This window comes from Salinivibrio sp. ML198, assembly GCF_001996015.1.
Classification (GTDB): Bacteria; Pseudomonadota; Gammaproteobacteria; order Enterobacterales; family Vibrionaceae; genus Salinivibrio; species Salinivibrio siamensis.
In genome coordinates this window covers 1-13,143 of sequence record NZ_MUEZ01000026.1, presented here as the reverse complement: position 1 = coordinate 13,143, position 13,143 = coordinate 1, and the positions used below count along the sequence as shown (strand labels likewise).

The window sequence follows — 13,143 nt, the reverse complement described above, 5'->3', positions numbered from 1 at the left end:
TCGATAACGGAGAGTCATTCAATCATGTTAAAGAAACTGTTTCCTGTGCTACTCATACTCGGCTTAACCGCCTGCTCTGAGCCTGAGAGCGTGACACAAACGTCATCACAAACCACGCAAACGGCAGAGTCTACCCAAACGCAGTCTGAATCCACCGCGCCTATGGAAGTGGCTGACGCTAAGCCGGGACGCTTTAAGGCAGGGGAAGACTACCAAGTGCTGGACACGCCAGCGACGGATACGCCCACAGTCACTGAGTTTTTCTCCTTCTACTGTCCTCACTGCTATCAATTTGAGCCACTGGTTCAACAGCTCAAACAGCAGGTGCCTGACAACGCCAAAGTGGTGAAAAATCACGTCTCCTTTATGGGCGGGGATATGGGCAGTGTCCTAACCCGTGCATACGCAACCGCCGTGGTACTGAATGCACAAGACACCATTATTCCAGTGATGTTCGATCGCATTCACGTGGCGCAAAACCCACCCAAATCATTGGCCGAGGTGCGCCAACTGTTCGTTGATAACGGCATTGATGGCCAAGAGTTTGATGGTGCTTACAACAGCTTTGCGGCCAACTCAATGGCGAAGCGCTTTGACCAATCGTTCGAAAAAGCGGGCCTGCGCGGCGTGCCTGCCGTGGTCGTGAACGGCAAGTATCATGTCACACCGAAAACCGTGGAAACCCCCGAAGAATACTTTCAGTTGATCAACTTCTTGCTTACCCAAAAGTAATTAGCTGACTTGGGCGTTGAGGTGGCGTAATAAGCCATCCATCGCCCGATACCCCAGCGCCTCAGCAAGGTGAGGACGCTGGATGGTGTCAACATCGGCCAAATCGGCAATGGTTCTCGCCACTTTAATGATCCTATGGTATGCCCGCACAGACAGTCCCAAACGATGCAGGGCTTGTTCTAAAAAAGCGGCATCGGTTTGAGCCAGTTGGCAATGTTGTTCCATTTCTCGATTGCTCAGCAACGCATTAACCTTACCTTGACGCGCCAACATCCTGGCTCGCGCCGCTTCAACTCGGGCTTTTACCACGACCGTTGACTCACCGCGCTCACCACCACTGGAGAGGCTCCCTCTTGGCAGTGCCGGAATATCAATCGACATATCAAACCTGTCCAATAATGGCCCAGACAAACGGGCTAGATAGCGCAAGATTTGCTGTGGGTTTGAGCGCGCGAGCTCTCCTTCATGATGGCCTGTGGGGCTGGGGTTTAATGCGCCTATCAGCTGAAAGCGTGCGGGAAAGCGGGTTTTGCCATTGGCGCGGGAGATAATAATCTCCCCCGACTCTAGCGGCTCACGCAGGGCATCAAGCACCCGGCGCTCGAACTCTGGCATCTCATCGAGAAACAGCACCCCATGGTGAGACAAAGAGATCTCTCCCGGGCGCGGAACGGTGCCACCCCCAACCAATGCCGCCATCGAGCTTGAGTGGTGTGGACTACGAAACGGGCGCCGACGCCAGTTTCCTTCATGCAAAGGTTGCTGGGTCAACGACGTGACCGCGGCTGACGCTAATGCCTCTTCATCATTCATAGGCGGGAGCAAATCACACAACCGCGAGGCTAGCATGGTTTTTCCGGTTCCGGGCGGGCCAACAAAAAGCAGATTATGTGAACCACTGGCGGCGATCTCTAGCGCGCGTTTTCCTTGTTGTTGGCCAATAATGTCACGCAAACACCGTGTTGAGGGAGGTTCGGGGGCTTCTACCTGTGTCGCATTCAAACCGAGATTTTGTTGACCAATGAGGTGCTGCGCCACCGCAATCAGATCAGGCGCTGACACATGGCGCTCATTATCCACCAATGCCACCTGGCTGGCGTTATCATCTGGCACCACCAGTGCGCGCTGCGCTTTTTGACAGGCAAGCGCGGCGGGCAAGGCCCCTTTAACCGGCCGTAGCTGTCCGGACAAAGCCAACTCCCCCAAAAACTCGAATTCGTTGAGCCGCTTTTCCGGCAGCTGCCCAGATGCAACCAAGATCCCGAGCGCTATCGGCAAATCAAACCGTCCACCTTCTTTGGGTAAGTCAGCCGGTGCAAGGTTAACGGTGATCCGGCGTGATGGGAACTCAAAGTTCGACGTCACAATTGCACTTCTCACCCTGTCCCGCGCTTCTTTCACCGTGGTTTCAGGCAGCCCCACCAGCGCAAACCCAGGTAAACCGTTAGATATGTGTACTTCTACAGTCACATTCGGTGCTTGCACGCCCACACAGGCTCGACTGTGCACTATCGCTAATGCCATTTTCTCTCCGCGTTACCCTTGTTAACCACTATGAAACCCGACTCTTATAGTGCAGAGCCAATTTATGATTAAGAGTATTTTTTTCTTGTCATGCGAGTGAGGTCTGTGATACCACTACAAATGCACAACAATTAAACACGAGACTCGGCGACAGATCGGGTTCGTGACTGACCTGTAACAAGCAGGCGTAAACAAAAACACAATTAACAAAAAGCCCATAAAATGGGCTAACGACAAGAAAAGACAGACAAATGCTTAACTTCGCTATCGTCCTAATTATTCGCCTCATCGTGGTCATTATTCCGCGAGGGGTTTAGGTACGCGAAATACAGCAGCAACATCGCAACCAAGCCCCCGCAACCAACAGGTTCGGGGGCTTTTTTCATTCATGTGGCGACGCCACGCGACAACGGAAGCAACAATGATGGAGAGCGCAGAGACAGATCATTCGCCCGCCTGCCCTCCCCGTTCATACGGGGAGGGACAAGGATGACAGGTGCACAATGGGTTGTGGAAGCCTTACGTAAGCAAGGCGTTGAAACCGTATTTGGGTATCCAGGCGGCGCCATCATGCCTGTGTATGATGCCCTCTATGATGGTGGGGTTGAACATATTTTATGTCGCCACGAACAAGGGGCAGCGATGGCCGCCATCGGGTATGCCCGCGCCAGTGGCCGTCCTGGCGTCTGCCTGGCGACATCGGGACCGGGCGCCACTAACTTAGTCACCGGACTTGCCGATGCGATGATGGACTCGGTGCCCGTAGTCGCGATCACCGGCCAGGTCGCCAGCCCACTAATAGGGACGGATGCGTTCCAAGAGATTGATGTCCTCGGCTTATCTCTCGCCTGCACCAAACACAGTTTTCTGGTCACCGATCCGGCCGAGCTTACGACGACTTTAGCGCAGGCATTCGAAATAGCACAATCAGGCCGTCCTGGCCCGGTATTGGTGGATATCGCTAAAGATGTGCAACAAGCACTGATCCCAAACACTGAGGCTCAGGTTCATGTTTCACATACTGCCCCTGTCGATAGCCAAGCACTCGAAAAGGCCAATGCGCTTATTCGTACCAGTGAGCGCCCTATGGTTTACCTCGGTGGCGGTGTGGTATTGGGTAAAGCCACCGAGGCGTTACGCGATTACTTGGCACGCAGTCAGCTCCCAGTGGTCAGCACACTAAAAGGCTTGGGCACGGTTGAATCAAACTATCCGCATTACCTTGGGATGCTCGGTATGCATGGCACCAAAGCGGCGAACCTCGCGGTGCAGGCGTCCGACTTACTGATTGTGGTTGGCGCACGTTTCGATGACCGGGTGACCGGCAAGCTCGATACCTTCGCCCCTCATGCCAACGTGGTGCACCTTGATATTGATGCGGCCGAAATCAACAAACTGCGCCGCGCGCAAGCACCGGTTTGCGCCCCACTCAATCAAGTACTCCCTGCACTCGCATGCCCTGACACGTCACCGGCATGGCGGGAACAAATTACCGAATGGCAGACCTCGCACGCGTGGCGCTACGACCACCCTGGCGAGGCCATCTATGCACCCGCCTTGCTCAAAAGCTTGTCCGATAGCATGCCCGCAAGCACAGTCGTTGCCACCGATGTGGGCCAACATCAAATGTGGGTCGCGCAACATGTTCGTCCCTCTCAACCCGAGAATCTGCTGACCTCGGCGGGGCTAGGCACCATGGGATTTGGCTTGCCTGCCGCAATGGGCGCCAAAGTAGCTCGTCCCGAGGATGAAGTGGTACTGGTGTCCGGAGATGGCTCATTCATGATGAACGTCCAAGAGCTCGGTACGCTCAAGCGTCGCGGCATCGGGGTAAAGATCATCCTGCTGGATAACCAGCGTTTGGGCATGGTGCGTCAATGGCAACAATTGTTTTTCGAGCAACGTTACAGTGAAACCGACCTGTCTGATAACCCGGATTTTCTCACCCTGGCGCGCGCCTTTGATATTCCTGGGCACAGTATCCAGCGTAAAGATGAGGTCGAGGACGCACTCAACACCTTGATGACACATCAAGGTCCTTATTTGCTGCATGTTGCCATTGATGAAATGGAAAATGTATGGCCGCTGGTACCACCCGGCGCGGCAAACCAACAAATGATGGAGCAAGACTTATGATGCAACACCAGTTTTCTATTCATGCGACCCACAGCCCTGAACTGCTCGAGCGTGTTTTGCGTGTGATCCGTCATCGCGGTTTTACGGTTTGCCAGTTCAACATGTCTTTGCCCGCGGACAACGGCCACGTCATTTTTGATGTCACCGTCGAAAGCCAAAGAGCGATCGAGACCTTGCGACCACAACTGACTAAGCTATGGGATGTGGCTGAGGTCATGATGTCCTCATCCCAGCAACAATCCCTACGCGCATAACCAAAAAGGAAGAAAAGAATGTCGACAAATACCGCTGATTACATTTGGTCTAACGGTGAAATGATCGCTTGGCAGGATGCCACCGTGCACGTACTCACGCACGCCATGCACTACGGCACCTCAGTGTTTGAAGGGATCCGCTGCTATGACACACCGAACGGCCCAGTGGTGTTTCGCCATCGCGAGCACATGCAGCGCTTAAAAGATTCTGCCAAAATTTACCGTTTTCCGATCCCCTACAGCGTCGATGCACTCATGGAAGCGTGCCGTGAAACTTTGCGCGTCAATCAGCTACGCTCTGCCTACATTCGCCCGCTTGGCTTTGTGGGCAATGTAGGCTTAGGGGTCTGCCCGCCACCTGATACACAAATGGATATCATCATCGCCGCCTTTAGCTGGGGGAGCTACTTAGGGGAAGAAGCGCTCGCCCAAGGGGTGGATGCCATGGTGTCGAGCTGGAACCGAGCGGCACCCAATACCATTCCGACTGCGGCCAAAGCCGGCGGGAACTACTTATCTTCTCTGTTGGTAGGTGGTGAAGCCCGTCGTCATGGCTATGCCGAAGGCATTGCCTTGGATGTCCGCGGCTACCTGTCCGAAGGGGCCGGTGAAAACCTCTTTATTATTAAAAACGGCGTGATTAGCACCCCCCCGGCTACCAGCGCCATTTTACCGGGGCTCACGCGTGACGCCATCATCACGCTGGCGAAAGAGAAAGGACTCACCATTTGCGAAGAGCCGATTGCGCGTGAAGCACTGTACCTGGCCGATGAAGTCTTTATGACCGGTACCGCGGCAGAAATTGTGCCTGTGCGTAGCGTCGATCAGATCACCGTCGGTGAAGGTCAACGTGGCCCGATCACCGCCTCACTACAGCAAGCCTTCTTTGGCTTGTTTGATGGTACCACCGAAGACAAATGGGGCTGGCTTGACCCGGTTTACCCAGACCAGAGCGCATAAGGCAAAGGAGTCGTAATATGCCAACCTATCGTTCCAAAACTACTACCCACGGTCGCAACATGGCTGGCGCGCGTGCATTGTGGCGCGCTACCGGCGTAAAAGATGATGATTTCGGCAAACCGATTATCGCCGTCGTCAACTCATTTACCCAGTTTGTGCCAGGCCATGTCCATCTCAAAGACATGGGTCAGCTGGTCGCCAAGGAAATCGAAAAAGCAGGCGGCATCGCCAAAGAGTTCAATACCATCGCTGTCGATGATGGTATCGCCATGGGTCATGGCGGCATGCTGTACTCACTGCCTTCCCGTGAGATTATCGCAGACTCGGTCGAGTATATGGTCAATGCCCATTGTGCCGATGCCATGGTCTGTATTTCTAACTGTGACAAAATCACCCCGGGCATGTTGATGGCCTCGATGCGCCTCAATGTCCCGGTGATTTTTGTCTCCGGTGGCCCAATGGAGGCCGGCAAAACCAAGCTGTCCGATCAGATCCTAAAACTCGATCTGGTCGATGCCATGATGCAAGGTGCCAACCCAGATGTGTCCGATGAACAAAGCGAGCAAATTGAGCGCTCCGCGTGTCCCACTTGTGGTTCGTGCTCTGGCATGTTTACCGCCAACTCGATGAACTGTCTCACCGAAGCGCTGGGGCTGAGTCAGCCAGGTAATGGGTCGATGCTCGCCACCCATGCTGACCGTGAGCAGCTATTCATCAACGCCGGCAAACGGATTGTCGGGCTGACCAAGCGCTATTATGAGCAAGACGATGACAGCATCCTGCCGCGTAATATCGCCAACCGCGCCTCGTTTGAAAACGCGATGGCGCTGGATATTGCCATGGGTGGTTCTACCAATACAGTCTTGCACCTACTGGCGGCTGCGCAAGAAGGCGACGTCCATTTCGATATGGATGATATTGATCGGATGTCACGCCAAGTGCCTCACCTTTGCAAAGTGGCGCCATCGACGCAGCAATATCACATGGAAGATGTGCACCGTGCTGGCGGGGTGATGGGGATCCTCGGTGAGCTTCAGCGCGCTAACCTGCTCAACGTCGAGCAACAAACCGTACTGGGCGTGAGCCTCAAAGAGCAACTGGCGCAATATGACATTGTACAAACCGATGATGAAGCGATTAAAGCCTTCTATCGCGCCGGGCCAGCGGGCATTCGTACCACCCAAGCCTTCTCGCAAAACTGTCGCTGGGACACCCTGGATGATGATCGCCAATCAGGCTGTATCCGCGCCCATGAACATGCCTTTAGCCAAGATGGTGGCTTAGCCGTGCTACAAGGCAACATCGCGCTCAATGGCTGTATCGTCAAAACCGCTGGGGTCGATGAGAGTATTCTGACCTTCGAGGGGCCCGCTGTGGTGTTTGAAAGTCAAGACCACGCGGTGGAAGCCATCCTCGGTGGTGAAGTCAAAGCCGGTGATGTGGTGGTGATCCGTTACGAAGGGCCGAAAGGGGGACCAGGCATGCAAGAAATGCTCTATCCCACCACCTACTTAAAATCGATGGGATTGGGCAAATCCTGCGCGCTGCTCACCGATGGGCGCTTCTCTGGCGGTACCTCTGGGCTATCCATTGGTCATGTGTCTCCCGAGGCAGCGAACGGCGGCACCATCGCGTTAGTGGAAAACGGCGATCGTATTCGTATTGATATCCCCACCCGCGAAATCAGTCTGCTGGTGGACGAAGCGACACTGGCCACCCGCCGCGCAGAAGTGAACGCTCGCGGTTGGAAACCCAAAGACCGTCAACGTCAGGTGTCTTACGCGTTAAAAGCCTATGCCAGCCTCGCCACCAGCGCCGATAAAGGTGCGGTGCGCGATCGCAGTAAATTGGAGGAATAAGCATGCAACAGGCGCAACCCTCAACTGCACAACCGATGGACGGTGCTGATTACCTTAGGGATATCTTGCGCGCGCCTGTTTATGAAGTGGCGATTACCTCGCCTCTTCAAACCATGAAGCGCTTATCTGAGCGCTTCAATAATCAGGTACAGCTCAAGCGTGAAGATCGCCAACCCGTCCACTCGTTTAAATTACGCGGCGCGCATAACATGATGGCACAGCTCACCGAGGCGCAAAAAAAAGCCGGTGTGATTGCGGCATCGGCGGGTAACCATGCACAAGGCGTTGCCTTATCAGGTAGCCGTCTTGGGGTGAAGGCGACCATCGTCATGCCCCGTACAACGCCAGCCATCAAGGTCGACGCGGTACGCGGCTTTGGCGGCCATGTGGTACTGCACGGCAATAATTTCGATGAAGCCAAAGGCATGGCACAACAGCTCGCCGACGAACATGGCTACACCTTTGTGCCACCTTTTGATCATCCCCAAGTGATTGCCGGACAAGGCACTATTGGCTTGGAGCTTGTGCAACAAAATGGTCACCTCGATTATATTTTTCTGCCCGTTGGAGGCGGGGGCATCGCTGCGGGTGTGGCCGTCCTTATCAAACAACTGATGCCCAACATTAAAGTTATCGGGGTAGAAGCGGAGGACTCCGCCTGTTTGCGTGCGGCGTTAGATGCTGGCTTCCCCGTGACCCTTGATCGCGTGGGCACCTTTGCCGACGGTGTAGCAGTGAAACGTATCGGCGATGAGTCTTTCCGGCTTTGTCAGCAGTACTTAGATGACAGCATCACCGTATCGAGTGATGCTATCTGTGCCGCGGTGCAAGACATCTTTGAGGACACGCGGGCTATCTCCGAGCCCTCCGGCGCCTTGGCATTAGCCGGCCTGAAGCAATACGTGGAAAAACACCAACTCAAAGATAAACAGCTTGCGACCGTGTTGTCTGGTGCCAATACCAATTTCCATTCGCTGCGCTACGTCTCTGAGCGCGCGGAACTGGGTGAGAAACGTGAAGGCTTACTGGCTGTCACCATCCCAGAGCAAACCGGCGCCTTTTTCAATTTTTGTCAGATATTGGGCGATCGCGCCGTCACCGAATTCAATTATCGGTATGGCGATGATCATCTCGCCAATATCTTCGTCGGTGTCAGGTTACTTGGCGGGCAAGAAGAGTTGGACAATATCTTGCGCGATTTGCGCCAAGCCGGCTATCCGGTCGAAGATTTGTCCGATGATGAAATGGCTAAGGTGCATGTGCGCTATATGATTGGTGGTCGACCATTGGCCAACCTCAGTGAACGGCTTTACAGTTTTGAGTTTCCTGAATACCCGGGAGCATTGCTGCACTTTTTACAAACCTTGGGCACCCATTGGAACATTAGCCTGTTCAATTATCGTAACCATGGGTCTGACTACGGTCGCGTACTGTGCGGCTTTGAAATTGGCGACAAAGACTTGCTCGCCTTTACTGCCCATTTGCGTGAGCTCGGGTATGGCTGGAAAGATGAGACATCGAACCCGGCTTACCGTTTTTTCCTGTCAAAAACCACCGATTAACCCATAACAAAAAGCCCGACATTAATGTCGGGCTTGGTTTATTCGTCTGGCGGCTCTGGGGCCAATGTGACCACATATTCGGCGATCGATAGGGCGTTATCCATCACCGTCTGTCGTGCCATTTGCGGGAGCTGACTCAGCAAGCTCGTCAATGCGGCTAAATCATCACGGTGAGAGAACGCAATGTCTCGCTCGTCCGTTTCGCCATGTACGAACCAATTAAAGGGACGGCCGGTAATATCGGCAATCATGACCAGCGCGAGGATTTTCGGATCCGTCTTCCCCGACTCCATATCCAAATAGGTCTGGCGCGCGACATTCAAACGCTTCGCCATGTCTACTTGGGTTATTTTACTAAATTCCCGTGCTTCACGGATCCGTTGCGCCATGCGCGCGGTCGAAATCACCATGGTTCATGCCTCATTTCTGCTACCCGAGCTGTATTAAACACAGCCCGTCACAACACCAACCCTGCATTATGCATGGCTCGGCAGGCGTATCATGGTGGCGCACACCGATAGTGTGACACTACGCTTTTGATGCCTACCTCAGTAAGCAAGCACTTACCCGCATATCTAGTCGAGCAGGCAGTACTTTTATGCGCGCTGGGCCGCTTTAGAATAGTTCACCAAGAACGAAGCCATGTTCACTCTTTGGTTTAAGATCGCAGTACGGGCTTCGTGCGGTAAGCGAGAGAAATGCTCAAGCAGGCGATTCACGTCTTGCTTATACTGAACATCGTGCATTTCGACATCTTCATCACCGTAGACAAACCATACCAATGGGCGCTCAGTCAGCTCAGCAATGTTAGACAGCATACGAACACGCGGCTCTGTCTTGCCATTTTCGATATCCAAGTAGGTTTGGCGGGCCACATTAAGCAACTTAGCCATTTTTACTTGGGTGATGCCTTTCCACTCACGCGCTTCTTTGATGCGTTTTGCTACTTGGGTTTTAGAGTCAATCATTGCTTCCTCTCTATAACTGGTCGATGTTAGTCGTTATACCCTGAGTATGCACAATGTAGGCCAAGTTATTAGGCACTTATAAAGATCAAAAATATCAATCAGTTAAAACACAGAATGACGTTCTGTTTAATTTTCCAGACGCCATGCCTGAGATTAAATGCAAAATGATTTGCATTTTGCAATAAAACCTATGCAGATCGCATTTTTGTAGAAAGAGGAAAGTAATTGATAAAAGATCAACCACGCTCCTGGTCAGAGCGTGGTGATTATTGGGCAGGATTACTCAACCGTCACCGCTTTGGCGAGGTTTCGGGGCTGGTCAACGTCAGTGCCCTTAATTAAGGCTACATGATAAGACAATTGCTGCATCGGCACCGTGTAGAACACGGGGGCGATAATCTCATCAGCATGCGGCATCGCGATAATATTCATTCCCTCCTCGGGTGTGAACCCCGCATCTTGGTCGGCAAACACATAGAGCTGGCCACCGCGGGCACGCACTTCTTCAATGTTTGATTTCAGCTTTTCCAGCAGCTCGTTATTGGGGGCAATCACAATCACTGGCATATCCGCATCAATCAGCGCCAATGGGCCATGTTTAAGCTCACCCGCCGCATAGGCTTCCGCATGAATATACGAGATCTCTTTTAGCTTGAGCGCGGCTTCAACGGCAATCGGGTAATATTCACCACGCCCAAGGAAGAGCGCATGATGTTTGTCCGCGAAATCCTGAGCAAGCTGTTCGATTGCTTTATCAAACGTCAGGGCTTGCTCAATGCTAGAAGGCAGATGGTGTAAGGCATCAACAATCTCACGTTCTTTATCACGATGAATCGACCCTTGCATTTTGCCCAGCGCGGTGACCAGCATCAGCAGCGCAGACAGCTGGGTGGTAAAGGCCTTGGTCGATGCCACGCCTATTTCTGTCCCTGCTCGGGTCATAAAGGCGAGATCCGACTCTCGTACCAATGAGGAGCCCGCAACGTTACAAATCGCCATAGTCGCCATATAACCACGCTCCTTGGCTAAGCGCAGCGCCGCCAGCGTATCGGCCGTTTCGCCAGACTGTGACAAGGTGATCAGCACGCTATTTGGGCGAGTGACGAACTGGCGATAGCGAAACTCCGAGGCAATCTCCACATCACAACTGACCCCTGCCAGCGACTCAAACCAATAACGCGCCACCATGCCCGCATTATACGAGGTGCCACAAGCGATAATTTGAATGTGCTGCGCTTTGGCGAGGATATCACTAGCCCCATTGCCAATTGCCTCGACAATCACATGATCGCTGCCCAAGCGGCCTTCCATGGTATTGGTGAGTGCCGTTGGCTGCTCATAAATCTCTTTTTGCATATAGTGGCGATATTGGCCTTTGTCCGCCGCATCGTATTGAGCACTGGCTTCATGCACCTCACGTTCCACCGGTGTGCCTTCTTGATTATAAATGGTCACTTCGCGGCGAGAGATATCGGCCACATCGCCTTCTTCGAGATAGATGAAACGACGCGTGACATTGAGCAGCGCCAACTGATCAGAGGCGAGAAAGTTTTCGCCAATCCCCAAACCAATCACTAGTGGGCTTCCCGAACGCGCAGCAATCAAGCGCTCAGGCTGAGTTTTATCCATCACCACAGTACCGTAAGCGCCCTCGAGCTGGGTGACTGTACGTTGGAATGCTTCGAGCAAATCAGAGGTTTGCTTAAGCTCCCAATCAACCAAATGCGCAATCACTTCAGTATCGGTTTGTGAGTGGAATTGATAGCCTCGCGCTTGCAGCTGTTCACGCAGCATTTGGTGGTTTTCAATAATGCCATTGTGTACCACTGCAATCGTCTCGCCAGACATATGTGGGTGGGCATTCACTTCACTGGGCTCGCCATGGGTGGCCCAACGTGTGTGTGCGATACCGGTACCACCGGTAGGATTCGTCTCGGTCACCGCATCTGACAACGCGGCCACTTTACCAAGACGACGCACACGTGTGAGCTGCCCGGTTGCCGAATCAGTGATCGCGACCCCGGCCGAGTCATAACCGCGATACTCAAGGCGACGCAGCCCCTCTACTAAAATCTCGGCGACATCACGCTGCGCGACCGCCCCTACAATTCCACACATAGTCTTTCCTTACTGGTCTTATTACTGGTCAGCACAGATCACATCTGTGCCGGTTTGTTCTATGGCGTGTTTAAGATCATCGTCAAGCGAACTGTCGGTGATCAGGGTATCGATGCTTGACCACGCAAGCTCTAGATTGGGGATCCGACGGCCAATTTTTTCCGACTCAATCATCACCACCACTTCTCGTGCGACCTCCGCCATCACCCGCGTCAGGCCCGTCATTTCGTTAAAGGTCGTGGTACCCCGTGCCACATCAATGCCATCGGCACCGACAAAAAGCTGATCAAAGTCGTACGCTCGCAAGGTTTGTTCGGCCACTTGGCCTTGAAACGATTCAGAATGGGTGTCCCAGGTCCCCCCAGTCATCAATAGCGTTGGCTCATGTTCCAGTTCACGTATCGCGTTGGCGACCTGTAGCGAGTTGGTCATTACCACAAGACCACGCTTCTTATTCAGTAAAGGGATCAAAGCGGCCGTGGTGGTACCACTGTCGACCACAATCCGGTTATGGTCACGAATGCGCGCAGCGGCCGCATCGGCAATACTTTGCTTTTGTTTCGATACCTTGACCGCCTGCTCCGACACCATTTCTTGTGGCACGGGGACTGCACCGCCATAACGGCGCAGTAACAAGCCATTCTTCTCAAGCTCCGCCAAGTCTTTACGGATCGTCACTTCTGAGGTTTCAAAGCGTTGCGAGAGTGCATCAACACTCACTTGGCCTTGCTCGGTCAATAAACTGACGATGGTATGGCGACGTTGTTGGGTATTTCGTTTCGACATATAACAACCAAAGTTTCGATTCGAAACTTATGGTAGAGCAAACAAAACAAAGATCAAGATAACGCGGCTAAAAGTGTGGCAAAACAAAGAAGAGGAGGGTTCAGCGTAGGGCAATAACGAAAAAAGCCCACCAGCAAATGCTGATGGGCTTGATATGGTGCGGAAGGAGAGACTTGAACTCTCACACCTTGCGGCGCCAGAACCTAAATCTGGTGCGTCTACCAATTCCGCCACTTCCGCAAAT

11 protein-coding genes and 1 tRNA gene are annotated in these 13,143 nt (G+C 53.2%); 6 read left to right on the top strand and 6 right to left on the bottom strand.

Annotated features, from left to right (window positions below; all coding sequences use genetic code 11):
- Positions 1-162 precede the first annotated feature (162 nt).
- Positions 163-732, top strand: coding sequence for a thiol:disulfide interchange protein DsbA/DsbL (locus BZG25_RS14855; RefSeq protein WP_046074896.1), 570 nt, complete (start codon positions 163-165; stop codon positions 730-732).
- Here the strand turns inward: BZG25_RS14855 and BZG25_RS14850 are convergent, their stop codons facing one another.
- Positions 733-2,256: a YifB family Mg chelatase-like AAA ATPase gene (locus BZG25_RS14850; RefSeq protein ID WP_046074874.1), complete on the bottom strand. Its 1,524-nt coding sequence runs from the start codon at positions 2,254-2,256 to the stop codon at positions 733-735.
- A 489-nt stretch (positions 2,257-2,745) separates the two neighbouring features.
- Between BZG25_RS14850 and ilvG the strand changes: the two genes are divergently transcribed.
- The 5 genes from ilvG to ilvA are packed head-to-tail and all read left to right on the top strand — an operon-like array spanning position 2,746 to position 9,027.
- Entirely contained in the window at positions 2,746-4,392 is a 1,647-nt protein-coding gene (gene ilvG, locus BZG25_RS14845) for an acetolactate synthase 2 catalytic subunit (RefSeq protein ID WP_077579379.1), read from the top strand.
- The gene (ilvM, locus tag BZG25_RS14840) at positions 4,389-4,646 is read left to right on the top strand and encodes an acetolactate synthase 2 small subunit (protein ID WP_046074872.1); all 258 of its coding nucleotides are present in this window, start codon (positions 4,389-4,391) and stop codon (positions 4,644-4,646) included. Before ilvG ends, ilvM begins: the two co-directional genes overlap by 4 nt.
- Before the next feature lie 18 nt (positions 4,647-4,664).
- A complete protein-coding gene (ilvE, locus tag BZG25_RS14835) occupies positions 4,665-5,606 on the top strand; it encodes a branched-chain-amino-acid transaminase (RefSeq protein WP_077579380.1) in 942 nt (313 codons plus the stop codon).
- Between the two features lie 17 nt (positions 5,607-5,623).
- Entirely contained in the window at positions 5,624-7,465 is a 1,842-nt protein-coding gene (ilvD, locus tag BZG25_RS14830; RefSeq protein WP_077579381.1) for a dihydroxy-acid dehydratase, read from the top strand.
- A gap of 2 nt (positions 7,466-7,467) precedes the next feature.
- Positions 7,468-9,027, top strand: a complete 1,560-nt coding sequence (gene ilvA / locus BZG25_RS14825; protein ID WP_077579382.1) for a threonine ammonia-lyase, biosynthetic — start codon at positions 7,468-7,470, stop codon at positions 9,025-9,027.
- Between the two features lie 38 nt (positions 9,028-9,065).
- On the opposite strand, the gene BZG25_RS14820 is transcribed toward ilvA, so the two are convergent.
- The 5 genes from BZG25_RS14820 to BZG25_RS14800 all read right to left on the bottom strand — a co-directional run bounded on the left by BZG25_RS14820 (position 9,066) and on the right by BZG25_RS14800 (position 13,139).
- A complete protein-coding gene (locus BZG25_RS14820; RefSeq protein ID WP_046074868.1) occupies positions 9,066-9,437 on the bottom strand; it encodes a helix-turn-helix transcriptional regulator in 372 nt (123 codons plus the stop codon).
- A gap of 186 nt (positions 9,438-9,623) precedes the next feature.
- Complete coding sequence (locus BZG25_RS14815) at positions 9,624-9,995, bottom strand: helix-turn-helix transcriptional regulator (protein WP_077639329.1); 372 nt, start codon at positions 9,993-9,995, stop codon at positions 9,624-9,626.
- A gap of 279 nt (positions 9,996-10,274) precedes the next feature.
- Positions 10,275-12,113: a glutamine--fructose-6-phosphate transaminase (isomerizing) gene (gene glmS / locus BZG25_RS14810; protein ID WP_077579387.1), complete on the bottom strand. Its 1,839-nt coding sequence runs from the start codon at positions 12,111-12,113 to the stop codon at positions 10,275-10,277.
- A gap of 21 nt (positions 12,114-12,134) precedes the next feature.
- Positions 12,135-12,899 (bottom strand): DeoR/GlpR family DNA-binding transcription regulator, encoded by a 765-nt coding sequence (locus BZG25_RS14805; RefSeq protein WP_077579388.1) that lies wholly within the window; start codon positions 12,897-12,899, stop codon positions 12,135-12,137.
- 155 nt (positions 12,900-13,054) lie between these two features.
- Positions 13,055-13,139: transfer RNA gene (locus BZG25_RS14800), tRNA-Leu, on the bottom strand.
- Positions 13,140-13,143: the final 4 nt, after the last annotated feature.